The organism is Streptomyces globisporus C-1027 (assembly GCF_000261345.2).
GTDB lineage: Bacteria > Actinomycetota > Actinomycetes > Streptomycetales > Streptomycetaceae > Streptomyces > Streptomyces pakalii.
Map to the genome: position 1 here is coordinate 7503748 of NZ_CP013738.1, position 24760 is coordinate 7528507.

At 72.9% G+C, this 24760-nt stretch carries 14 protein-coding genes; 7 read left to right on the forward strand and 7 right to left on the reverse strand.

What is annotated here, in order from left to right:
• Nucleotides 1-11: 11 nt before the first annotated feature.
• On the reverse strand, nt 12-12347 hold the full coding sequence (locus WQO_RS33180) for a non-ribosomal peptide synthetase/type I polyketide synthase (RefSeq protein WP_193407251.1): 12336 nt from the start codon (nt 12345-12347) through the stop codon (nt 12-14).
• A 169-nt stretch (nt 12348-12516) separates the two neighbouring features.
• Between WQO_RS33180 and WQO_RS33185 the strand changes: the two genes are divergently transcribed.
• Nucleotides 12517-13062 carry an AAA family ATPase gene (locus WQO_RS33185; RefSeq protein WP_010062472.1) on the forward strand — a complete coding sequence of 182 codons (546 nt, stop codon included), beginning with the start codon at nt 12517-12519 and terminating at the stop codon, nt 13060-13062.
• A gap of 109 nt (nt 13063-13171) precedes the next feature.
• On the opposite strand, the gene WQO_RS33190 is transcribed toward WQO_RS33185, so the two are convergent.
• The 3 genes from WQO_RS33190 to WQO_RS33200 all read right to left on the reverse strand — a co-directional run bounded on the left by WQO_RS33190 (nt 13172) and on the right by WQO_RS33200 (nt 15424).
• Nucleotides 13172-13501: an antibiotic biosynthesis monooxygenase family protein gene (locus tag WQO_RS33190; protein ID WP_010062473.1), complete on the reverse strand. Its 330-nt coding sequence runs from the start codon at nt 13499-13501 to the stop codon at nt 13172-13174.
• 38 nt (nt 13502-13539) lie between these two features.
• Complete coding sequence (locus tag WQO_RS33195) at nt 13540-14643, reverse strand: sensor histidine kinase (protein WP_058954184.1); 1104 nt, start codon at nt 14641-14643, stop codon at nt 13540-13542.
• A 73-nt stretch (nt 14644-14716) separates the two neighbouring features.
• Nucleotides 14717-15424 carry a response regulator transcription factor gene (locus tag WQO_RS33200; protein WP_032748930.1) on the reverse strand — a complete coding sequence of 236 codons (708 nt, stop codon included), beginning with the start codon at nt 15422-15424 and terminating at the stop codon, nt 14717-14719.
• Nucleotides 15425-15512: 88 nt separating this feature from the next.
• Between WQO_RS33200 and WQO_RS33205 the strand changes: the two genes are divergently transcribed.
• The 5 genes from WQO_RS33205 to WQO_RS33225 all read left to right on the forward strand — a co-directional run bounded on the left by WQO_RS33205 (nt 15513) and on the right by WQO_RS33225 (nt 20560).
• Nucleotides 15513-16217, forward strand: coding sequence for a M15 family metallopeptidase (locus WQO_RS33205; protein WP_050992338.1), 705 nt, complete (start codon nt 15513-15515; stop codon nt 16215-16217).
• On the forward strand, nt 16214-17338 hold the full coding sequence (locus WQO_RS33210) for an endonuclease/exonuclease/phosphatase family protein (protein WP_010062479.1): 1125 nt from the start codon (nt 16214-16216) through the stop codon (nt 17336-17338). The genes WQO_RS33205 and WQO_RS33210 overlap by 4 nt, the downstream gene beginning before the upstream one ends.
• Nucleotides 17339-17630: 292 nt before the next feature.
• The gene (locus WQO_RS33215) at nt 17631-18740 is read left to right on the forward strand and encodes a FecCD family ABC transporter permease (RefSeq protein ID WP_010062480.1); all 1110 of its coding nucleotides are present in this window, start codon (nt 17631-17633) and stop codon (nt 18738-18740) included.
• Entirely contained in the window at nt 18740-19522 is a 783-nt protein-coding gene (locus WQO_RS33220; protein ID WP_010062481.1) for an ABC transporter ATP-binding protein, read from the forward strand. The genes WQO_RS33215 and WQO_RS33220 overlap by 1 nt, the downstream gene beginning before the upstream one ends.
• A gap of 15 nt (nt 19523-19537) precedes the next feature.
• Nucleotides 19538-20560 carry an ABC transporter substrate-binding protein gene (locus tag WQO_RS33225; protein ID WP_010062482.1) on the forward strand — a complete coding sequence of 341 codons (1023 nt, stop codon included), beginning with the start codon at nt 19538-19540 and terminating at the stop codon, nt 20558-20560.
• 107 nt (nt 20561-20667) lie between these two features.
• Here WQO_RS33225 and WQO_RS33230 read toward each other — a convergent pair whose 3' ends face one another.
• The gene (locus tag WQO_RS33230) at nt 20668-21498 is read right to left on the reverse strand and encodes an aldo/keto reductase (protein ID WP_010062484.1); all 831 of its coding nucleotides are present in this window, start codon (nt 21496-21498) and stop codon (nt 20668-20670) included.
• A gap of 186 nt (nt 21499-21684) precedes the next feature.
• The gene (locus WQO_RS33235) at nt 21685-22602 is read right to left on the reverse strand and encodes an NAD-dependent protein deacetylase (RefSeq protein ID WP_079055618.1); all 918 of its coding nucleotides are present in this window, start codon (nt 22600-22602) and stop codon (nt 21685-21687) included.
• A gap of 244 nt (nt 22603-22846) precedes the next feature.
• Between WQO_RS33235 and WQO_RS33240 the strand changes: the two genes are divergently transcribed.
• Complete coding sequence (locus tag WQO_RS33240; protein WP_058954185.1) at nt 22847-23425, forward strand: snapalysin family zinc-dependent metalloprotease; 579 nt, start codon at nt 22847-22849, stop codon at nt 23423-23425.
• 139 nt (nt 23426-23564) lie between these two features.
• Here the strand turns inward: WQO_RS33240 and WQO_RS33245 are convergent, their stop codons facing one another.
• Nucleotides 23565-24749, reverse strand: coding sequence for a GDSL-type esterase/lipase family protein (locus WQO_RS33245; RefSeq protein ID WP_010062488.1), 1185 nt, complete (start codon nt 24747-24749; stop codon nt 23565-23567).
• Nucleotides 24750-24760: the final 11 nt, after the last annotated feature.

The following is a 24760-nucleotide window of genomic DNA, read 5'->3' on the forward strand; positions in this document are numbered from 1 at the left end:
CATCAACGAACTTAATCCCGACCACTGACAACGCCGTCGATCACCCCCCGGCCGATGGTGCGGGTGAGGAGGTGCAGGGGCGCGGCCCGGATGCCCGCCGCCTCCGCCGCTTCCCAATAAGCAAGCCCGGTGGCCGCGTCGACCGGACCGTGGACGAGCGGCACCGCGGCATCCGATGCGTGGAGCAAGGACTCCAGCCGGCAGGACGCGATCGCGTCCGCCACCATCGGCTGCGCCAGATAACCGGCCACCGCGGCGGCCGGCAGCCCCTCGGCCACCTGACGCTCGGCGGCCCCGGCGCTCAGCAGCCCGCCCCCGACGACCAGGACGTCCTTCGCCCGTTCCATCCGCCCGAAGGCGCGCGATGTGTCGAAGCAGTGCGGGAACGAGTCGTCGACCACCGTCGTCCCCGGGGCGAGAGCGTCGATGTCCAGGAGCGTGCCGCCCCCACTGACCGCAGCGACGATCAGACGGGCCCCGTACACGGCGTCGGGCAGCCCCTGATCCGACTCGACCACCTCCACGACTTCGGCGAGGCCGCGTTCCAGAAGACTCTCCGCCAGCTCCTTGAGACGCGGCCCGCTGCCCGGTACGTCACAGAGCAGCAGCCGGGCGGGCGGTTCCTCGGCCAGGGTGAGCAGCAGATCCAGCGAGGAGGAGCCGATCGATCCGAGCCCCACGAACGCGACGGTGAGGGAGCCCAGTTCCTGCCCCGTCGCGCCGAGAGCGGCGTGCACGGTCCTGACGACGGACACGACGGTCGCCGCGTGACCGGTGGTGACGGCGGGGGCGGAGCCCGTCGTCCCGACGGCCCGCAGGACGTCGAAGCCGTAGCCGGTGAGCGACGGGATCATTCCGGCCAGGGACACGGCCCGCGCCCCCAGGGCCGAGGCGAGCTCCACCCCGCGCGTGGTGTGCCCGAGCAGGGCGTCGCCGGGGGCGAGTTCGTCCGCGAACAGCGGGACGCACACGAAGCCCGAACGGCCCAGCGGCGTACGCAGCGTCTCCAGGAGCCGCGGCCGCCCGTCGGGGAACAGCAGGGTGCGCAACTCCTCGCGCGGCAAAGCCGCCTCCGGCAGACCCGCCAGCCCGGCGAGATCGGCCGGGGACGGCAGATAGCCGACGAGCGCGGCGTCCACCGGCTCGTCCCGGCCGGTACGGTCCGGCGCGCCGAGCCTACGGGGACGACCTGCCCCGTCAAGCCCGTCGGTACCGGTGCCGGTACAAATCCCGGGCACGGCCGAGGCCGCCGCGTCCGCGAGACCGTCGCGTACCGCGTCCGCGAACGCGGCCAGCGCCTGAGAGGTGAACGCCGTGGCCGCCGCGCGAACGGTGACCCGCAGCCGCCCGCCCTCAGGACCGGCGGACAGGAACACGTCCGTACCGGCCGGAGGCGGGGTGTACACGCTGTCGCCTTCCTCCCGGCTGACCGTCAGGCCCGCTCCGCTCACCTGGCCCAGGGCGGAGAAGTCCAGATAGGTGAAGAAGAACTGCGAGGCCATGGGCAGCCCGTTGGGCAGCGCGGGCACGGCCCCCTCGTACGCCCGAGCTTCGGCGGCCTCCGTGGCGAGACGCCGCAGATCGTCCTCGAAGCCCGTGCCGTCCCTCCGTCCCGACGCCGGGCCCGCGGGCCGGAGCGGAACAGCCGTGGCGTAGGGGCCGAACACCCGGTGTACGTCGGGCAGTGCGTCGTCCCGGCCGCTCACCGCGAGACCGAGCACCAGATCCGCCCGGCCGGTGGTGGCTGCGAGCGCCCGGTAGTAGGCGGTGAGCACGGGGGCGAAGAGGGTGGTTCCGTTGTACGCGGCAAGCCCGCGCAACGCCTCCACCTGGTCGGCCTCGACCGTGAACCCGTACGTGTGGAAGAGCGGGTTCGCCGCGGAGCCCGGCCGCGCGGGGGTGTCCGTACCTGCGGAGAGTACGGGCGGCCGGTAGGGGACGCTGAGCCGGGCCCACCGGTCGTCGTGGTACGGGGCCGTCGCGGGTACAGCGGGCGCGGCCGAGCGTTCCGCGAGGCGGACGGCGTGGTCGCGGAAGGTGCTGCGCAAGGGCGCCGAAGCCGGTACGTCACCCCGGGACAGGGCGTCGTACACGGTGATCAGTTCGCGTACCAGGAGCGCGGCGCTGTAGCCGTCGCCGATGACGTGGTGGGCGTGCGCCACCAGGACATGCTCGTCGGGGGCGACGGTGAGCACCCGCAGGCGCAGCAGGGGCCAGGCCCAGGGTTCGAAACGGCGCGCCCGCTCAGCGGCGACGCGCTCCTCCACCTGGTCCGGGTCGCTGAGGGTCTCGAAGTCGACCGGCAGGCGCAGCGAGGGCGGCAGCTCCTGCTGGACGGCCGGCCGCGCCCCGGCGGGGAAGACCGTGCGCAGCATCGGGTGGCGCCCGACGAGCGTGTCCACCGCGCCCTGGAAGCGGGCGGTGTCGAGGCGGCCGTGCAGGCGGAAGCGTGTGAGCCAGGACGAGGTCGCGCCCGGTGCGATGGCTTCGGCCAGCAGGAAACCCCGTTGGGCGGGGGTGAGAGGGAAGGGCGTGGGGGCCCCGGCATCGGAGGCGGCATCGGAGGCGGCATCAACCGCGGTGTCGGAGGCTTCGGCCGTCGCCGTGTCCACGGCGGCGGCGAGGGTCGCGAGCGTGCGGTTGCGGTAGATGACGGTGGGCCGGGGGAGCGGCCCGCCCTGCTTCTCCAGTCGGGCGAACACCTCCAGTACGAGCAGGGAGTCACCGCCCAGGACGAAGAAGTCGTCCTCGCGGCAGACGTCGTCGGCCTGGAGCAGCGCGGACCAGATGGCGGCGAGCCGGATCTCGGTCGGCGTGCGCGGCGCGGTACGGGTCGCAGCCGTACGGGACGGTGAACGGGGCGGCGCCTCCCCGAGGGCCGGCAGCGCACGGCGGTCGATCTTGCCCGTGCCCGTGAGCGGCATCGTGTCGACACGGGTGATCCGGGACGGAATCATGTAAGCGGGCAGCGACTCGGCCAGATGACGTCGCAGCTCCACGGCGTCCGCTCCGGACGAACCGGAAGCTCCGGACGAACTGGTAGCTCCGGACGAACCGGGCCCGGGGGTCACGAAGGCGGAAAGGCGTCCGTCCTCGGCGAGGACGACGGCCTGGGTGACGTCGGGATGCGTCTGGAGCACCGCTTCGATCTCGCCCGGCTCGACCCGGTTGCCCCGGATCTTCACCTGGTCGTCCAGCCGCCCGAGGAACTCCAGGGTGCCGTCCGTCGAACACCGCACCCGGTCGCCGCTGCGGTACCAGCGCCGTCCGCGCCGAACGGTGAACGCGGCCTCGGTCAGAGCCGGTTCGCCGAGGTACCCCGGGGTCAGGCCGGTTCCGGCGATGAGGAGTTCGCCCGCCTCGCCGGACCGCAGCGGCTCCCCGCCGGGACCGACGATCTCCACCTCGGTACCCGAGACCGGGCGGCCGATGGGCAGTCGCCGCATCTGGTCGTCGGGCCGGTCGCTGATGATGTGGCAGCTCGTGTTGATGGTGGCCTCGGTGGGGCCGTACAGGTTGGCGATGCGCTGACCGTCGCCGAAGAGGTCGAACCAGCGGCGTACGTGCGCGGGTGACAGGGCTTCGCCGCCGACATGGACCCACCGCAGCGCGGACAGGTCCGGCAGCGGTGCGCCGGTGCGCACCCGTGCCTCGGAGGCGCTGAGGAGCTGTTCCCAGAGCGTGGGGACGGAGCTCCAGACGGTGATCCGGCGGCGTTCGACGTGGGTGAGCAGCCGGTCGGGATCGCGCAACAGGTCCCAGTCGACCGTGACCACGGTGGCGCCGACGAGCAGCGGGGCGAGGAGCTGGCGGACGGAGGCGTCGAAGCAGGGCGAGGCGGTCTGGGCGAGCCGGTCGTGCTCGTCGTAGCCGAAGGTGCCGATGGCCCAGCCGAGGTAGTTCTCCATGGACCGGTGGGTGATGGGCACGGCCTTGGGCCGGCCGGTGGACCCGGAGGTGAAGATCACGTACGCGATGCCGTCGGCGTCCGCGTCGACCAGGGTGCCGGGCCCGGATGCCTCGTCCTCGTACCGCACGGAATCCTGGTTCTGCGAGAGCGGCGACGCCGGTGCGTCGACGGGCACCAGCGTCACGTCGCCGAGAGCTTCCGCCACCGCGCGCGTCGCGGCGTGACAGAGCACCGCACGCGCCCCGGAGCGCGTGAGCTGGTCGACCAGGCGCGCGGTCGGGTGCCCGGCGTCCAACGGAACCCAGCCCGCCCCGGCACGCAGGGCCGCGACGACGGCGACGACGGTGTCGGCGCCGGGTTCGGTGAGGAGCCCGACGAGGCTGCCCGGGGTGATGCCGTGGGCGCGGAGAGAGGCCGCGTGAGCCTGCGAGGCACGGTCGAGTTCACCGTACGTCAGGGTGGCGGCGCCGGTGTCGACGGCGACCGCGTCCGGGGTGGCCCGGAACCGCTCGACCAGTCGGCGTACGAGCGTGGCGGACCCGGAGGCCGGGAGGGGTACGGCGGCCGCCGTGCGGGCCGTTGCGGCCAGCTCGTCGTGGAATTCACGGTCCAGGCGGGCCACCGTCTCCGGGGCGAAGAGCCGGGCGGGGAAGTTCCACGAGAACCGCAGGACCGACTCGTCCTGCCAGCACAGCAGGCTCAGCCGGGTCGCGGCGGTGGCGGTGCCGGCGGCGGTCGGCCGCACGCTCACCGGACACCGTTCGTCGAGGGCGGCGGGGAAGCGCGAGAAGCTGAAGCCGGCCGGGCTGACCGTCCGGGGGCCGGGCCCGGCCGGGTCCGGCGGCAGCAGCCGTGCCAGGTCCAGGCCGGTGAGGCCGGCGTGCTGCTCGCTCTCCAGCCAGATCCCCGCCAGCCGTTCGGCCAGGGCTCCGACCGCCTCGTCCGGGTCCGTCGAGCACAGCAGGGGGAGGGTGTCGGCGAGCGGTCCCACGAGCCGGTCCAGGCCCGCCAGCCGGTCGTCCCGGCGGGCGCGGGCGACGTTCACCGCGATCTCCCGCTGCCCGCTCCACCGTGCCAGGCAGCGCACGTGCACGGCGAGCAGCAGATGGAACAGGCTCACCCCCTGATCGGCGGCCCGCTTCTCCAACGCGGCGGTCAGCGCAGGGTCGAGACTGCTCTGATGCGTGGTCAGGGGGGCCGAGGGAAGCGCGCACGGATCACCGTCGTACGGCAGGCGCAGCGGCTCGCCACGGGAGGCCAGCCGGTCCGCCCAGTACCGCCGGTCGGCGGCGAGGTCGCGCACGCCGTCAGTGGAGGACCGCTCGTCGGCGGCAGCGGCCGCGTACCGCCCGAAGCCGGTGCCGATCGCGGGCAGTGCCGGTGCGTCCCCGTAGGCGAAGGCGGTGTAGAGGGACCAGAGTTCCCCGGCCAGGACGTTGAGGCTGTATCCGTCACCGGCCGCGTGGTGGATCACCAGCACCAGATGGGCCAGCTCGGGGTTCTCCCGCGCGAGGACCGCTCGCAGGGGAGGCTCGGCGGAGAGATCGAACGGGCGGTTGCACAGGGCCGTTTCGAGCTCCTCGATGCGACCGGGCAGCTCGCGGACCTCGTACCACGTGGACAGGGCGGAGGGCGGTGCGACGTACTGCGCCGGTGAAGCGGAACCGATCCCGTCCTCAGTGCCGTCGGTGCCGGCGGCGTTGTCGATGCGGATCCGCAGCATGGTGTGCCGGTCGGCGAGCGCGGAGAGCGCCCGGCCCAGGAGGCGGGTGTCCAGGGGGCCCCGGACGGTCTGGCGGACGTAACCGTGGGCCGGGACGTCCGGGTGGAGCCGGCTGCTGGTGTGCAGGGCCAGTTGGACGGGGGTGAGCGGGAAGGGGAACCCGTCCGGGACGGGGTCCGGCGTTGGCGCGAGGGCGGGGGGGACGGCGGCGGCGGGTGTGCTGTCGAGGTGCGCGGCCAGTTCGGCGACGGTCCGGTACTCGAAGAAGAGAGTGGCGGGCAGGGCCGTGCCCAGTTCCCGTTCGAGCTGCCTGACGAGGTCGACGGCGGCGAGCGAGTCGAGGCCGAGAGCGAGGAACGGTTCGTCGTCCGGAACCTCGGTGGCGGGCAGCCGCAGCGCCGAGGCGAGCAGGCGCCGAAGCAACACGGTGGTGTTCGTGCCGCTGCCGGTGCCCTCGGCGGGCGTACGGCCCGAGGTCCCCGATCCCGATCCCGTGGCTTCTGCCATCGGTGCCGGGGGCTCCGGGGCTTCCGAGGCCACCGGTGGCGAAGGCGGTGTCAGGTCGGCGAGCAGCAGCTGTGCCGCGTCGACGCCGCAGGCCGTGTGGAGCGCCGCCAGCGCGGGAGCGAGAGCAACGGGCCGCCCTCGGGTGTTCCGTACGGTGGCGGAGCCCGCTCCTGTTCCGGTTCCGAGCGCCGCCGCCATGCCCGTAGCGGCCAGGGCAGCGAGGTTCACGGACTGCCAGGGCCTGCCCGCGTGTCGTTCCGAGGCGGCGAACGCGTCGAGGAAGGCGTTGGCACCGGCGTAGTCGCCCAGTGCGCCCGCCAGTCCGGGCAGTACGGCGCTCACGGAGGAGAAGGCGACGCGGACCGCCGGGTCGAGCCCGTGCCGGCGCAGGGCCAGCGAGAGGAGGAGGGTGCCGCGGGCCTTGGCGGCCAGGGCGTCCGCCGTCTCCTCCGGGCGCCTGTTGCGCAGGGTGCCGGGGCGTACGACGCCCGCGGAGTGGAAGAGGGCGTCGAGGCGGGGCAGTTCGGCGAGGAGCGCGTCGACATCCCGCTCCACCGAGACGTCGGCCACGCGGTAGTGGACGGTGGCGCCCAGCGTACGGAGCTCGTCGGCCAGCCCCTCGGGAAGCGCGGGGGAGCGCCCGGTGAGGACGAGGATGGGGCGGCCCCGGCCCGCGAGGTCCCGGGCGAGTGCGGCGCCGATCCCGCCGCCGCCCCCGGTGATGAGGAAGGTGCCGTCGGGCGGCAGCGGTGACCGCGTCGTCGCGGGGCCACCCGCCGGCTCCGGCAGGGGTACGAAACGGCGGGTGAGCCGTCGTCCCGCGCGCCAGGCGACGATGGTCGTGCTGCCCGGGACACCGCCGGACCCGAGCTCGGTCAGTACGGCCGTCAGACGCTGGGACGGTGTGTCCAGCGAGCAGAGGTCGAGGGCGGTCGCCGCAGCACGCGGAGTCTCCTGCGGCAGCGCCAGCAGAAGTCCGCCGAGGACGGCATGGGCGGGCCGTGGCCTTTCCCGGTCGGTGCCCGTGGCATGCACGTCCTCGGTCACCACGAGGAACCGGGCGGCGTGCGACGCGTCGAACCGTGCGAGGGCCTCGCGGAAGGCGGCCGTCGCGGCGTCGTGGACCCGGCCGAGCGCGTCGCCGGTGTCCTGGACGGGAGCAGGCCCGGCCACCAGGACCACGGCATCCGGCCGCCCGTCGTCACCCGCTTCGTACCGGCGTACACCTGCGGCGGAGAGCTGTGAGGCGAGCCGGTCGACGGACGCGGGGTCGGGCCCGGTCAGCAGCACCGAACGTACGGACCCCGCCGCCTCCACCGGCTCGGCCGGCTTCCCGGGCAGGGCCTCGTCCTCCCACAGGACCCGGTGCAGGAGCGGACGCGTGGGCGGCTCGGCCCAGTAGCGGCGGCGCTGGAAGGGGTAGGTGGGCAGGGGAACGCGGTGGTGGCCCGCGTCGAGCGCGGTCCGGTCCAGGGGCATGCCGAGCGACCAGAGCCGGGCGACGGTCGCCAGAAGGTCCCCGTGCCCGCCGTGCCGGTCATCGGGCAGCGGAGCGTCATCCGCTCGGTCGGCGGAACGCCCGGGCAAGGCGCTCATCACCGTGACTCCGCCGCCGGACTCACCGGGCGCGTACGCCTCCGTCGCCGCGCGGACCGAACCCGACAGCACCGCGCCGTGGCCGACCTCCACGAAGGTGTCGTACCCCTCCCGGGCCAGACGTTCCACGGCCGCCCCGAACAGCACCGGACGTTCGGCGTGGTCGCGCAGGTACTCCGGGTCGAGGACCGGCTGCCACGCGCCGGTGACCGTGCTCATCAGGGGCACGGACGGGGCCCGCGGGGTCAGCGCACGGGCTGCGTCGGCGAGTTGGCCGGCCACCGGCCGCATCAGCGGTGAGTGGAAGGCCCGCGAGACCCGCAGGCGGCGCATGGGGACCTTTTGGGCGTCGAGGGCGAGGGCGGCGCGTTCCACGGCGGAGACGGTCCCGGACAGGACCTGAAGTCCGGGACCGTTGTACGCGGCCAGGGTGAGGCTCCCGCCGGACCCCGCCACCGCCGCCGCTACGGCCTCCTCGCCTCCGCGAACGGCGAGCATGGCACCGGGTTCGGTGAACGCGCCCATGAGACGGCCGCGTTCGGCCGCGAACCGTACCGCCTCCCGGAGAGTCAGCGCCCCGCTGACACAGGCGGCGGTGATCTCCCCGACGCTGTGCCCGGCGACCGCTTCGGGCTCCGCACCCCAGGTACGCAGCTGGCGGGCGAGCGCCACCCCGGAGGCGACGAGGAGCGGCTGGGCCACCTCGGTCATGGCCTGCGCGGCTGGATCCGCCTCCGGGTCCAGCCCCCAGTCCAGCAGGGGCCGCCCGCAGACAGGGCCGAGGAGCGCGGACGCCTCGTCGAGCGTGTCCCGGAACACCGACGCCGTCCGGTACAGCGCCCCGTTCTGGCCGGGGGACTGGGCGCCCTGCCCGGGAAACAGGAAGACGACGCGCGGCCGGGACCGGACGACGCTCGCGCCGGGCACACCGGATCCGCCGCTCTCGGCATGCTGGCCCACTCCGCCTGTCCCGGCGCGCCCGCCCGCTCCACCCGCCCCGGCGCGCCTGCCTGCTCCACCCGCCCCCGCGGCGATGGCGGCAAGCCGGTCCCGGAGATCACCGTCGGCGATGACGGCGAGTCGATGGGGCCCCTCGTCCCAGGACGTGCTCGCGGTCCGGCAGACATCGCCCTCGCGCAGCCGCGGACGGCTTACCAGATGCGTGGCGAGCCGGTCCACCGCGTCCCGGAGCGCACCCGCACTCCGGGCCGACAGGGTCAGCAAATGAGGCCCCTCTGCGGGGACTTCACGCGCGGCACCCGGCGACGGCGAGGCAGCCCCGGCCGACGGCGGCGAGGTCGGGGCCTGTTCGAGAACGGCATGGGCGTTGGTGCCGCCGAAGCCGAACGCGTTGATTCCCGCGACGAGGGGCCCGGCGGACGTCCAGTCGCGAGCCTCGGCGACCACGGAGAAGCCCGCAGCGGCCAGGCCCGGCGCGGGCGGGGTGTGGTGCAGCGACGGCGGCAGCCGACGGTGGCCCAGAGCCAGCACGGCCTTCACGAGCGCGGGCAGCGCGGCGGCATTGAGCAGATGCCCGATGTTCGTCTTCACCGAGCCGAGCAACCGCGGCTCGCCGTCGGGCCGTTCGGGAAACGCGTGGGCCAGTGACCGCAGTTCGATCGGGTCGCCCACGGCTGTGCCCGTCCCGTGGGCCTCCACATAGGTCACCGATGCGGGATCGACGCCCGCCGCCTCGTACGCCCGGGTGATGACCTCGCGCTGCCGCAGCGGATTGGGCGCCATGAGGCTCATCGACCGGCCGTCGTTGTTGACGGCCGTCCCCCGGACCACCGCCAGCACCTCGTCGTCCGCGAGCCGGGCCGCGTCGAGGCGGGTCAGGACGATCGCCGCTCCGCCCTCACCCGGGACGAAGCCGTCCGCGTCGGCGCTGAAGGCGCGGCTGCGCCCGGTGGGGGACAGGGCCTGCGCCGCTTCCAGAAGCCGGTGCGGGGTCGCGGTGAGATGGAGGTTGACCCCACCGACGACGGCGAGGTCGCACTCGCCGTCCAGCAGGCTGCGCCGGGCCAGATGCAGGGCCACCAGACCCGACGAGCAGGCGGTGTCCACGGCGAGTGCGGGACCGTCGAGGTCGAGGCTCTGCGAGACCCGGGCGGCTGTCAGGGAGGGCAGATTGCCGGTGAGCGCGTTCGGCAGCCGAGGGCCGTCGGCCGCAGCCCGGTCCAGCACCTCGCGGTAGCCGCTGTCGCCGACGGCCGCGAACACACCGACCCGGCGACCGCGCCGACGGGGCCCCGCGTACCCGGCGCGTTCGAGTGCCTCATGCGCGAGTTCCAGGAAGAGCCGCGCCTGCGGGTCGATCGCGCGCGCTTCGTCCTCGCCGATACCGAAGTAGCCGGCGTCGAAGGCGGCCGGGTCCTTGAGGAGCCCCGCCCAGCGCTTCCGGGGAGCTTGACGGTCGAGGGTGTCGTCGTGCCAACGGCCGTACGGTACGGGGGTGATGGCGTCGTGCCCGTCGATGAGCAGGTCCCAGAAGTCCTCGGGGGTGTCGGCGCCGGGGAACCGGCACGCCATCCCAATGACGGCAGCGACGACTTCTCCGTCTTCCGGGGATTCCCCGGTTTCCCCGGCCCCGGGGGCGGACGCCGACGGACCGGGCACCAGCGTCAGAAGGTGACCGGCGAGAGCGGCCACCGTGCCGTGGTCCCGGATGACCGCCGGAGGCAGCGTCACTTCGAAGGCGTCCTCCAGCGCCACCAGGACCTCCATCGCCTTGAGCGACGTCCCCCCGAGGCTCCCGAACGGCTCATGCGCACCGATCGACTCGACGGGCCGGTCCAGCACGCGGGCCCACACCTCCCGAACGGCCTCGACGGTCCGGGCCCGCGACCGGGGCACGTCGGCCGGGGGGATGTCCGCCCGGGGCACTTCCCCCCGGGGCACGTCCGCGCGGGGCTCCGCCGACAGAACACCGTCGCCGCCCGACGGCCGCCCACCCGCCGACAGCTCACCCGTCGCGAACGATTCGGCCCCGAACCCACCCGCCTCGAACCGCTCCCGCAACCGTCGCCGCTGCAACTTGCCACTCGTCGTACGTGGGAACGCCCCCGGCGGCAGGGCCAGCACCCGCACATCGTCATGGAGCAGTGCCTCGCGCACCCGCGCCGCGACGCGTTCGAGCACCTCCGCCGCGTCGCGCGGAGGCCGTGCCCAGGGGACGAACACCACGACGCGCTCCGCACCGGTGGCCGGATCGGTCGAACCGACCACCGCCGGGGCGCCGGGTGGCAGCCCGGGTGTCGCTGCCGCGACCTCTTCCAGGTCCGTGGCGTGGAAGGTGCGGCCGTTGAGGAACAGCACGTCCTTGTGCCGGCCCGTGACGCACAGCCGGCCGTCCCGGAGGAACCCGAGGTCACCGGTGCGCAGCCACCCCTCGGTGAACGTCTCCGCGCTCACGCCGGGAAGGCCGTGGTAGCCACGGGCCAGTTGGGGACCGCGCACCATGATGTGCCCGACCCGCCGATCCCCGAGGGTGTCACCCTGGTCATCGACGATGCGCACGGCGCAGCCGCCCACCGGCCGCCCGACGTCCATCAACTCGACCGCGTCCTCGCCCGGTTCGGTGTCCACGGCCACGCCGTCGCCCAGTGACGCCCGGTCCAGGACCAGCGGCTCGGCCACTTCGCCCGGCGGGGGGAAGGTTACCGCGAGCGTCGCCTCCGCCAGGCCGTAGACGGGCTGGGCCGCCGCCGGATCCAGCCCCGCGGGCCGCGTCCTGGCGGCGAAGGCACGCCACACCGCGGGCGCGATCGGCTCCGCCCCGACCAGGAGCAGCCGCACGGCCGAGAGGTCCAGCCGGGCCAGGACGTCATCGGGAACGCGGCGTACCGCCAGGGCCAGGGCGAAGTTGGCCGCCGAGAGCACCGTGGCCCGGTGCCGGGCCGCCACCTCGAACCACAGGCGGGGCCGCTTGGCAAACGACAGCGGACCGATCTTGACCTGCCGGGCCCGGGCGGCCAGCGGAGCGAGATGCGTACCGATGAGTCCCATGTCGTGGAAGTACGGCATCCAGCTGACCACCACGTCGTCGGCGCTCAGCGCCGAGGCGGCCCGTATCTGTTCCAGATTGGCCAGCACCGCCCGATGCGTCACCTCCACCCCCTTGGGCGCACCGGTGCTTCCCGAGGAGAACTGCAGGAACGCGACGTCGTCGCGCCCGCCGGGTGCGGGTTCCCGCAGCACCGGTCCCGCGCGCAGGCCATCGAGGGTCAGGGCACGTGCGCCGTCGGGAAGCTCATCGGCCAGCGGCGCGGTCGAGGCGTCCACGACGAGGGGCGGCCGCCCCAGGTGCTCCCAGACGGGCAGGACCCGACGGGCGTCGGCAGCCAGCGGAACGGGAACGAGACCGGCCGCCACCGCGCCCCAGAACATCGGCTGGAAGTCCTCGCTGCGGTCCGCGAGCAGCGGCACACAGGTCCCGGGCGCGACGCCCGCCTCCCGGAAGCCGCCGGCCACCCGCAGGGAATCGTCGAGAAGCTCGCGCAGCGTGACCGTCAGCTCGCTTCCGTCGCCACGGACATGCACGACGATCTGCCCGGGGGCTTCACGGACCGCGTCCAGCAGTACATCCAGCAGTGTCATGTGGTGCTCCACCGGTCGATCGATCCGTTCCGCACGAGTTCTCCGGAGTTCCCGGATGTTCTCCGAAGAATGATCTTAAAAACGCGCGGGCCGGGGGGAATCAACCGCCGGGAGGAGACCGCGTGCGCCCTGGGAGTGACATGGCCGAGTTCGGCCCCGGGCCCCGCCCGGGGCCGCTAGCGTGATCGCCGTGAAGGTGGGCACGGAAGAGACCCGGCTGATCGTCCTGCGCGGCAACAGCGCTTCGGGGAAGTCGACCGTCGCCGCCGGTCTCCGCCACAGATTCGGCCGCGGGCTGGCCGTGGTCGGGCAGGACAACCTCCGCCGCACCGTGCTGCGCGAACGCGACCGGCCGGGGGCGGCGAACATCGGCCTGATCGAGCTGACGGCCCGCTACGCCCTGGACGCCGGCTACCACGTGGTGGTCGAAGGGATCCTCTACGCCGACCACTACGGTGACATGCTCGCCCGGCTGCGCTCCGACCACCGGGGCCCGACCCATGGGTACTACCTGGACGTCCCGTTCGCCGAGACCGTGGCGCGGCACGCCACCAAACCCATCGCCGACGAGGTCGACGAGAACCAACTGCGGGACTGGTACCGCCCCCGCGATGTGCTGCCCGACGGACGGGAGACCGTGATCGGCCCCGACAGCATCCTGGACAGGACCGTCGACCGCATCATGCTCGACACCGGCCTGGCCGGACTGCCGCCCGTCGACCGCTGACGCACCGGGTTCCGGCCCAGTGGCCTTGCTGCCCCGTACACAAGGGGGAGCGACCTGCCCGGCCGGTCATGATCCGGCCGGGCAGGGGCGCACACCGGTGCGCGCTCGCCTACGCGCTCTTCGGCGCCGCCTGCTGCACGACCTCGAAGGACCACACCGTCGAGCCGCTCGCCGCAGGCTTGGGGCGCTCGCCGCCGGAGGCGCCGCCGCCCTGGTGGGCCGCCTTCATCGGACCCTCCATCCACGCCTGGAAGGATGCCTCGTCACGCCAGCGCGTGTAGACGAGGTAATCGTCCGTGCCCTCGACGGGCCGGAGCAGCTCGAACCATTCGAATCCGTCGGAGCTCTCCACGGCATGGGCGCGGGACGCGAAGCGCTTCTCCAGCGTCTCGCGCTGTTCCTGGGGGACGGTCAGCACATTGATCTTGACTACGCTCATGGCACCATCCTGCCGCAACTGGTCCGCACCCCGTCGCTTCAGGGGGAGGGAAGAGCTCGCGCCGGTCTCCCGTCCCCGCTCCCGGCGACCGAGGGGAGTTCCACCGTGACGCGCAGCCCGCCGCCGGCGCGCGGGGTGAGGAGGAGCGTCCCGTCGTGTGCGCGAGCGATGGTCTCGACGATGGCCAGGCCGAGGCCGACCCCCGCGTGGTGGGTGCGCAGTCGCTCGGCGCCCCGCTGGAACGGCTCGGTGAGCGTCGAGACCAGCTCGGCGGAGAAGGGGACACCGGTGTTCTCGACCGCCAGCACCACGCTCCCGGCGCGGACGCTCGTCGTGACCTGGACGGTGCCCCCTTCCGGCAGGTTGTGGACGATGGCGTTGTGCACGAGGTTCGTGGTCAGCTGCAGCAGAAGCGCCGGCGATCCGGTCGTGGCGGCGATGCCGCCCCGCGTCTCCAGGGTGACGCCGCGCTCTTCCGCGAGGGGAAGGAGGCTCTCGGCGGACTCTTCCGCGAGCAGTGACAGGTCGACACGTTCCCGGATGAAGGAACGCCGGTCCGCCCGGCTGAGGAGGAGCAGCGCCTCGGTGAGGTCGATCGCCCGGCTGTTGACGGCATGGAGGCGGTCGATGATCTCGCCGGTGTCGTGGTCCGGATCGGCGCGGGCCACCTCCAGCAGCGTCCGGGAGACCGAGAGCGGCGTGCGCAACTCGTGGGAGGCGTTGGCCGCGAAGCGCTTCTGCTCGGCGACGTGCGCCTCCAGCCGGGCGAGCATCGTGTCGAACGCGTCCGCGAGTTCACGGAATTCGTCCTTGTGGCCGGGCAGCCGGATCCGGTGCGACAGCGATCCGTGCGTGGCCGTGCGGGTGGCTTCCGTGATCCGGGTCAGCGGGGCGAGCATCCGGCCGGCCAGGAACCATCCGCCCACGAGCCCGAAGACGAGAAGGATCGCCAGCACGGTACCCGCCGCCGGGGCGAAGGTGTACGCGAGGAGCTGACGGTTGGGGTTCTCGTACAGCATGCGCTGGTTCCAGTCATCGGGAACGTACTGGAGGAGATACACCCACACCGCCGCGAGCAGCAGAACTCCCGCGACCATGAGGAACCCGGCGTAGCTCAGGGTGAGCTTGAGGCGGACGCTCAACCCGGGCCGCCTGACCACGGCCCTCTCCGGCGCGACGACCGTCCCCGCGGCCCCGGCCGCGGTCCGCTCGTTCCTAGCCACGGCTCTCTCCGTTCTCTTCGTCGCCCCGTCCGGCGCCGGCAGCCGGTTCGATGCGGTAGCCGACGCCGGGAACGGTCGCGATGATCCCGGGTGCTCCAAGGCGTTTGCGCAGAGCCGATACGGTGATGCGCACGGCGTTGGTGAAGGGATCGGCGTTCTCGTCCCAGGCCCGTTCGAGGAGTTCCTCGGCGCTGACGACACCACCCTCGGCGCCGATCAGGACTTCGAGCACGGCGAACTGCTTCCGGGTCAGCGCGACGTACCGGCCGTCCCGGTACACCTCCCGGCGGAACGGGTCGAGCCGCAGCCCCGCGATCTCCCGTACGGGCGGCCTGCTGTGGGCCCGTCCGCGGTCGAGCGCCCGGAGCCGGAGGGCGAGTTCCCGGAGCTCGAAGGGTTTCGTGAGGTAGTCGTCGGCGCCGAGTTCGAACCCGGAGGCCTTGTCGTCGAGCCGGTCGGCGGCGGTGAGCATGAGGATCGGGGTGCCGCTGCCGGAGGCGACGATGTGCCGGGCGATCTCGTCGCCGGAAGGACCGGGCACATCGCGGTCGAGGACGGCGATGTCGTAGGTGTTGACGCTCAGCAGCTCCAGCGCGGTGTCGCCGTCGCCCGCGATGTCGGCCGCGATCGCTTCGAGACGCAGACCGTCGCGGATGGCTTCTGCCAGATAGGGCTCGTCCTCGACGATCAGCACACGCATGTCCCTGATGGTAGGAGTCGCCGCATATCGTCGGCGTATCGAAAAGCTCATACGCGACGGCAACTCCGCGCCGCCTTGAGTGGGCAGCATGACTCGACCCCCGCCGTCGGCGCGTACGTCGACCCTCCGGTTCCGTCAACCTCTTGTCGTCGGCCTGGTGGCCGTCCTGGCAGCGATCGTCGTGGCCATCGGCCACCCGCTGCTGACACCCTCCTCGGACTCGGCGGCCACCCCCGGCCAGGACTCCTCGACCCTCCTGCCCGCCCCGTCCCTCTCCGACCGGCCGCGTTCGCACGCCCCGCACAGCGAGAGCCGGGGCGCGCCCGACGAGGCCGACGGTGTCGTGCCCGACGGTGTCGTGCCCGACGGTGTGACGGTCCTCGACGACGAGGTTCCGGCGGTGGCCAACCTCGACGCGGAGCTGCTCGACGCCCTCCGCCGGGCAGCACAGGACGCGACGGACGACGGAGTGGCGTTCACCGTCAACAGCGGCTGGCGGTCCGCCGCGTACCAGGAGGAGCTGCTCCGCAAGGCGGTCGCGCAGCACGGCTCCGAGGCCGGGGCCGCCCGCTGGGTCGCCACCGCGACGACCTCTCCCCACGTGGCGGGGGACGCGGTCGACATCGGGCCCGACAGGGCGACGGACCGGCTCTCCGAACACGGCTCCGCGTACGGGCTGTGCCGGATCTACCGGAACGAGCCCTGGCACTTCGAGCTGCGCACGGACGCGGCGGACCGAGGCTGCCCGCGCATGTACGCCGACCCCACCCAGGACCCGAGGATGCGACAGTGACCGGCACCGAACGCGGACAGACGATGGCGACGCAGGTGGACACCGGGAACACGGCAGACGTGGCCGCCGAGGCACGGACGACAGAGGCGTCCGACACGGCGGAGAAACCGGGCACGTCGCGCACGCCCGGAACCCCCGGAACACCCCGAGCCTCGGGCATCTGGCGCCGCGGCCGGGTCCTCGCGACGGCGGCGCTGCTGCTGGGCCTGCTCCTGCTGCTGCACGCGAGCATCCCGAACCGGATCGGGAACCTCGGCAGCCTGGTCGAGACCTTCCTGCCCTGGTGCGGCCTGCTCGTCCCGCTGCTGCTGGCCGGCGCGTTGCTGCGCCGCTCCGCCACCGCGGTGATCGCCCTGCTTCTGCCGGTCGTGGCCTGGCTGAACCTCTTCGGCGGACTGCTCACCGACAAGTCGCACCCGGGCGGCGACCTCACGGTGGCCTCCCACAACGTCGGCGCGGAGAACCCCGACCCGGCCGGCACCGCCCGCTCCTTGGCCCGCTCCGGTGCGGACGTGCTGGCCCTGGAGGAGCTGCCCGCCCGGGCCCGGGGGACGTACGAGAAGGAACTGGCGCAGGCCTACCCGCACCACACGGTGCAGGGCACGGTCGGCCTGTGGAGCAGGTTCCCGTTGTCGGACACCCGCCCGGTCGACGTCAAGATGGACGCCGGACCGCTGGGGGACGCCAAGCCCGCCGAGGTCAAGATGGCCTACAACCGGGGGATGCGGACCACGGTGACGACGGACCACGGGCCGCTGGCGGTGTACGTGGCCCATCTCGGGTCCGTACGCGTGAACCCCAGGGCCGGACTGTCGTCGGGCCAGCGGGACGCCGGCGCGCAGTCGCTGGGTCAGGCCGTCGCCGCCGAGGAGAACGAGCGGGTGGTGCTGCTCGGCGATCTGAACGGCACGCTGGACGACCGCGCGTACGCCGGGATCACCTCGCGGATGGACTCGGCCCAGGAGGCGGCCGGGGCTGGCTTCGGCTTCAGCTGGCCGGCCACGTTCCCCGTGGTACGGATCGACCAGATCCTCGTACGCGGCGTGAAACCGGAGAGCGCCTGGGTGCTGCCCGCCACCGGCAGCGACCACCGGTCCGTGGCGGCCCGCGTCAGCTGGTAACGCGATGAACGTGATGAACGCCGAGGACGGCCCCCGCCCCGCCCCGGCCCTCCCCGAGGCCGGGACCGACACACGCGCTAGGCTGCGGACTCGCCACGGGGGAAGTCCGGTCGAAATCCGGCGCTGACCCGCAACGGTAGACGGACCCCCGGTCCGTGAGCCCGATCACCCGCGGCACAGAAGGCTCCTGACCATTCGCCGTGGACTGCGAAAAGGGCGCTGCGCGGGACGGCCGCCGTCCGGGGCCGCTCCTCCTTGCGCGACGCACGGCCCGAGGCGAAAGCGACCGGCCGTGGCCACGTCTCTCGACCGCATACCCGCCAAGCCGCCGAGCCCCGCGCGCGTCGGCTCCGGACCGGCCCCGCCCCGCCGCGTCCCCCTGCCGCTGCTCCTGACCGGCCTGGCCCTCGCCCTTCCCCTCTCGCTCGTCTGCGGGGCGGCACTCGGGGCCTCGGGGCTCTCCTGGGCCGAGGTGACGCGCTACCTGTGGGCGGGGCTCAGCGGCGGACCGATCGACCCCGACGAGGTCCCGGCCTACACCATCGTCTGGGAACTGCGCCTGCCACGAGCTGTTCTGGCCGCTGTCGTGGGCGCCGGTCTGTCGGCCATCGGCGTCGCCGTCCAGGCCATGGTGCGCAACGCGCTCGCCGACCCGTTCGTGCTCGGCATCTCCTCGGGCGCGGCGGTCGGCGCCAACGCCGTCCTCATCTTCGGGGCCTTGGGCGCACTGGGCATCTGGGCGCTGTCCACGGCGGCGTTCGCCTCCGCGCTCCTCGCGATGCTGCTCGTGTACGCGGTCGCCCGCACCGAACGCGGTCTCACCCCGCTCCGGCTCGTGCTGACGGGGACCGCGATGTACTACGGCTTCTCCGCCGTCACCACGTTCATGGTGTTCGCGGCCGAGCGCGGGGAAGCGGCCCGCTCCGCGATGATGTGGCTGCTCGGCAGCCTGAGCGGGGCCAACTGGGCCGCCGTGCCGATCGCCGCCGGGGCGGTGCTCGTCGGCCTCGCCCACCTCGGCTGGTCGGCGCGGCGTCTGAACGCCCTCGCCATGGGCGACGAGACCGCCGCCGCGCTCGGCGTCGACCCCGGGAGACTGCGCAGGGAACTCTTCCTCGTCTCCGCGGCCGTCACCGGGGCGGTCGTCGCGGTCAGCGGGGCGATCGGCTTCGTCGGCCTGATGGTCCCGCACGCCACCCGGATGCTGGTCGGCGCCGACCACCGGCGGCTCCTGGCCGCCGCACCCCTCGCGGGAGCCGTCCTGCTGATCTGGGTCGACATCCTCTCGCGCGTGGTGCTCGCGCCGGCCGAACTGCCGGTGGGCGTCCTCACCGCGGTCATCGGCGTTCCCTGCTTCATCCTCCTCATGCGCCGGCGCGCCTACTCCTTCGGGGGCATCTGATGCGGATCGACATCGACGCGCTCACCGTCGAGATCGCCGGCGCACGCCTGGTGGACCAGGTCACCCTGGGCGCGGCCGACGGGCAGCTCGTCGGCCTGGTCGGCCCCAACGGCAGCGGGAAATCAACCCTGTTGCGCTGCGTCTACCGGGCTCTGCGACCGTCCGCCGGCGCCGTCAGGATCGGTGGTGAGGACCTCCACGCCCTCTCCACCCGGGAAGGCGCCCGACGTCTGGCCGCACTTCCGCAGGACGCGGTCGCCGAATTCGACTTCACCGTCGCCGAGATCGTCGCCATGGGCCGTCTGCCGCACCAGGGGCCGATGGCCCGCACGACCGACGAGGACCGCCGCCGCTGCGACGATGCGCTGGAAGGAGTCGGGGCGGGACACCTGGCCGAACGCGGCTTCCTCACCCTCTCCGGCGGTGAGCGGCAGCGCGTCCTGATCGCCCGTGCGCTGGCCCAGCAGCCCCGGGTCCTGGTGCTCGACGAGCCCACCAACCACCTGGACATCGCCCATCAACTGGAAGTCCTCGCCCTGGTCCGGGGCAGCGGCCTGACCGTGCTGACCGCCCTGCACGACCTGAACCTCGCCGCCCTCCACTGCGACATCGTCCACGTCATCGACAGCGGCCGGATCATCGCCTCAGGACCGCCGCACGACGTCCTGACCACCGAACTGCTGGCCGACGTCTTCGGCGTACGGGCCCACCGCGTGACACACCCCGAAACCGGCGCGCTGCAACTGCTCTTCGACCTTCCCCCGGCCCGTCCCGCCTCCTGAAGGAGACCCGCCTCCATGCCCCACCTCCTGCGCCCCGCGGCCCTCGCCCTCGCCGCCGCCCTGGCCCTCACCGGCTGCGGAGCGGACGTCACATCGCAAGCCGACGGGAAGGACACCTCCGCACAGGCCGACCGCCACTACCCGGTGACCGTGGAGAACTGCGGTGAGAAGAAGCGCTACGACAAGGCCCCGCAGCGCGTCGTGACCAACGACGTCGGCATCACCGAGATCATGTTCGCCCTCGGACTCGAGGACCACATGGCCGGATACGTGATGCCCGACGACAAGGGCGACATGACAGCCGTCCCCTGGAAGGACGGCTACAAGAAGACCAAGTGGCTCTCCAAGGAGCGCATCAACAAGGAACTGGTCCTCGACGCCCGGGCCGACCTGGTCTTCGCCGGCTGGAACTACGGATTCAACGAGGGCGAGGGCTTCACCCCCGCCGAACTGAAGCGCGTGGGCGTCGACTCCTACCTGCTCAGCGAGTCGTGCCGGAACGGACAGGGCAAGGCCCGCGGCGTCATGCCCCCGCTCGAAGCGCTCTACACCGACCTGCGGAACCTCGGGAAGATCTTCGACGTGGAGGACCGGGCGAACACCCTCATCACGTCCTTCCGGAAGGAGGTCGCCGACGCGCGCTCCCAGGCGGCGACGGGGGACGACCGCCTCCGCGTCTTCCTGTACGACGACGGGAAGGACAAGCCGCTGACCTCGGGCGCGTACGCCGGACCGCACGACATCATCACCAAGGCCGGCGGCGACCACATCATGAAGGACCTCAAGGACAGCTGGACCACGGTGGGCTGGGAGACGGTCGTCGACCGCGACCCCGAGGTCATCGTCATCAACAACTACGGCGACACCGGCGCGGACGAGAAGCGGAAGTTCCTGAAGTCCTACAAGCCGCTCGCCGGCGTATCGGCGATCAAGAACGACCGGATCGTCGTCCTCGACTACGTGGACCTCGTCGAGAGCCCGCGCAATCCGGCGGCCATCAGCTCGCTCGCCGAGGACCTGAGGAAGTTCGCACGGTAGGGATCGACGCGTGCGTACGCGGGTGGGGTTCGTCGCGTACGTACGCCGGGCGGGCCCGGCACCGGAGATGTTCCCCGGTGCCGGGCCCGCCGTACTCCCCGTCCGGGTCAGCCGTTGAACGTGTCCGGGTCGGGCCCGGTGCGCTCGTCACGGTTGAGGGCGGCGATCTCGCCGATGTCCCCCTCGGTCAGCTCGAAGTCGAAGAGCGCGAAGTTGTCCTGGATGCGCTTCAGCGTCACGGACTTGGGAAACACGATGTCCCCACGCTGCAGATGCCAGCGCAGCACCACCTGCGCGGGGGTCTTGCCCACCCGCTCGGCGATCCGCGCGATCGCCGGGTCGGAGAGCACCTTGCCCTGGGCGATGGGCGACCACGCCTCCGTGGCGATGTCGTGCTCCGCCCCGAAGGCCCGCAGAGGCTCCTGCGTGAGGTACGGATGCACCTCGATCTGGTTGACGGCGGGCACCACCGTGCTGCTGTCCAGCAGCCGACGCAGATGGTTCTCCTGGAAGTTGGAGACCCCGATCGCCTTGGCGCGCCCGGACCGGTAGATCTCCTCCAGCGTCTTCCACGTCTCCACGAAGTCGCCCGAACCGCCCGGCAGGGGCCAGTGGATGAGGAAGAGGTCCAGGTAGTCGAAGCCCAGCTCCTCCAGGGAGCGGTCGAACGCCCGGAGCGCCTCGTCGGGTGCGTGCGCCCCGTTGTTCAGCTTGCTCGTGACGAAGACGTCGGCCCGGTCGAGCCCGGATTCCCGGACGGCCTGGCCGACCTCCTTCTCATTGCCGTACATCTGCGCCGTGTCGATGTGCCGGTAGCCGGTCTCCAGAGCGGCGACCGTGGTCTCGCAGGTCTCGTCCGGCGGGATCTGGAAGGTCCCGAAGCCGAGCTGGGGGATCGTCACACCGTTGTTGAGGGTGATGGACGGTACTGAAGGCACGGTTGCTCCTTGCTCTGTCGACGGCCTCGGAGGGCGGTGTGAGGGTCGGATGGGATGAGGCGGGGAAGCCGCCTCTCAGTGGGGTACCCGACTGCCCGAGCAGAAAACTGCCCATAAGCATCTATATCGGTAATATCCCGCGTGCGCAGAGTGACGGGGAAGGGCGGGGGAGGCGCGCCTCGCCCGCTACGCGGGTTCTGTCGTCGCGTCGGCGGCTTGGGCGGGGACGTGAACACCCAGCCGGCCCGCCGCGGCGGTGAGGGCCGCTCCCAGCGGTAGGGCGATACGGGTCACGGCGTGCCGGTCGCCCCGGGTGGCATCCCGGTTGACGATGAGCACGGGCGTACCGGCATCGGCGGCCTGGCGGACGAAGCGGAGCCCTGACATCACGGTCAGCGAGGAGCCCAGGACCAACAGGGTGCGCGCCTCGCGGACCAGCGTGCGGCAGTGCTCGACCCGCTCCGGCGGCACGGCCTCACCGAAGAACACCACGTCCGGTTTGAGGACGCCCCCGCACGCGGCGCAGGGCACCACGTGGAAGTCCCCGACCTGCTCGTCCGTGAGGTCCGCGTCGCCGTCCGGGTTCAGCGAGGAGGCCACCGGTGCGAATCCCTCGTTGGCCGCCTCCAGCCGGTCCGCCAGCTCGCGGCGCGGGCTGAAGGCGCCGCAGGAGAGGCAGACGACCCGGTCCAGACGTCCGTGCAGGTCCACGGCCGTTTCGCTGCCCGCGGCCTGGTGCAGCCCGTCGACGTTCTGGGTGATCACGCCCGAGAGCAGTCCCTGCCGCCCGAACGCGGCCACGGCCCGGTGGCCGGCGTTGGGCCGGGCGCGGCCGAACGTACGCCAGCCGAGGTGGCTGCGGGCCCAGTAGCGGCGACGGGCCCCGGCATCGGCTGTGAAGTCCTGGTAGGTCATGGGGGTGTGGCGGCTCAGGCTCCCGCCCTCGCCCCGGTAGTCCGGGATGCCCGACTCCGTCGAGATGCCCGCCCCGCTCAGGACCAGGACACCACCAGCGCGCAGCGCCTCGGCGACCGGCTCCAGGTCCGTGGTGCCCGGCGGCAGCTCCTCGGCCGAGGTCCAGCTCAGGGTGGGTCGCATGCGCATGCCCTCCAGGGTACGGAAACGGCTCCCGATGTCGTCGGTCTCGCGCCACCACGGGGCAAGGGTCGGTTTCCGGCCTCATTTCGTGACAGGGGCATGACCAAGGTCTGATCGCGGCATACGTCCTGCGGCCCGGGAGGAACAGCAACCGGCCATCGAGGCCGCCCGGTTCCCCGTGAACCGGCTGTTTCTCCCACTCGCCCGGCTCCGCGAGGAGCCGAGCCCCCCATGAGTGAAGGGACGAACAATGCTGGATTCCAGATGGTTCAAGGCGGCCGGCGTCGCCGTGGCGCTCACCCTGGCCTCGGCCACGGCGGCGCACGCCGCTCCCGCGCCGGACCCGGCCGCGGAGAACACGGCAGCCGTGGTGACGCTCCGCTACGACGACAGCCGGGCCGGCGGCTGGGAGGCGGCGATCGCCGCAGGGGTCGCCTCCTGGAACGGACACGTCGGCAACGTCAAGCTCGTCGAGGCCGCGCCCGGCACGCGCGCCGAGATACAGATCGTGGCCACCAGCGGCTGGCCGCAGGCCACGCTCGGCCCGGTCCGCCCCGGCGGCCAGGCCCGGGTGGAGCTGGGCAGCCAGGCGGTCACCCAGGGCCACGACAAGACCCGTATCGCCGCCCATGAGCTCGGTCACAGCCTGGGCCTGCCCGACACCAAGCCCGGCCCCTGCTCGCAGCTGATGTCGGGCTCCAGCGCCGGTACGAGCTGCAAGAACGCGGTTCCGAACGCGGCCGAGCGGTCTCGCGTCGAGTCCGCCTACGCGGGCGGCCTCGCCTCCCTCGTCCCGGCCGACGGTCGCATCCTGGTGGACGCCCCGTAACCGGCCGTACGGCGAAAGGCGGGGAGCCGGGCTCGCTCCGAACCGGCTCCCCGCCGACCGGCAACGGAGTGTTCGGCTCCCCGCCGACCGGCGGACGAGGCGCCCGGCGCGGAGCCGACCGGTGACCGGGCGCTCGGCATTACCGCTCCTGCGGAGCGAAGGGCCCACCGAGGCCGAAGGCGTGCCCGGCGAAGCGTTCGGCGATTCGCCGGTGGGTGGCGGGATCCGGGTGCAGACCGTCGGGCAACGGCAGCTCGGCGTGATCGTCCGCGCCGTAGAGGTCCAGCCCGTCGAGGTGGTGCAGATGGGGGTCGGTGGCCGCGCGTTCCCCGACGATCCGGGCCAGCTCGTCCCGGATCACGGTCAGAGTGAGCTTCCCCGCGGCGACCTCCGCCGGGTCGCCGGTGGCTGTGAAGCCCACCCGCCCCTCGCTCATCGCGCGGAAGTCCGGGGCGAGCGGCCCCGGGGTGTTCTCGTGGAGGGGGCAGCAGATCGGTGAGATCACCAGCAGCGGCGCGGTGGGGTGCCCGTCGCGCAGGGTGTCGAGGAAGCCGTGGACGGCCGGGCCGAACGCGCGCAGCCGCATCAGGTCGGCGTTCACGATGTTGATGCCGATCTTGACGCTGAGCAGGTCGGCGGGGGTGTCGCGCATGGCGCGGGCGGTGAAGGGGTCGAGCAGTGCACCGCCGCCGAACCCCATGTTGATCAGTTCGGCGCCGCCGGAGGCCGCGGCCAGGGCGGGCCAGGTGCCGGTCGGGGTGGTGGCGTTGGAGCCGTGGCTGATGGAACTGCCGTGGTGCAGCCAGACCGGGCGGTCGCTCGGCCGGGGACTGCCGACCGGAGCGTCGGTGCGCAGGGCGACCAGGAGCGTCGTCTCGTCGTGGGGCAGCCAGATCTCGACGTCCTTCTCGCCGTCCGGCAGACCGGTGAACCGGAGCGTCTCCATCGGCCCCGGCCTGGTCTGAGCCGTCCCCGCGGACATGTCGATGGTGAACGTGTCGCCGTCGGAGGCACTGGCGCGGTCCACGAGGCGGCCGTCCACGAGAAGTTCGTACACACCGTCGGGGCGCGGCGGCGCTCCGACGTAGACGCGCTTGGTGGCCACCACGTCCAGTTCGACGGCGGTGGCCCGGGTACGGAACGCCAGCCGGACCCCTGAGGGCTGCGACTCGGCCATGGCCAGCTGGCCGTCGGTGATCTGCTGCCGTGCCCGGGTGGGAAGCCGGTGCGGCAGCACTCCGCGCTGGGTCTGCTCCAGGTCGAGCGCGCCGCGCAGGATGTCGGAGCTGATGGGTGTCGTCGTCCAGTTGTGCCGGGTGGTCATGTTCTCGGTCT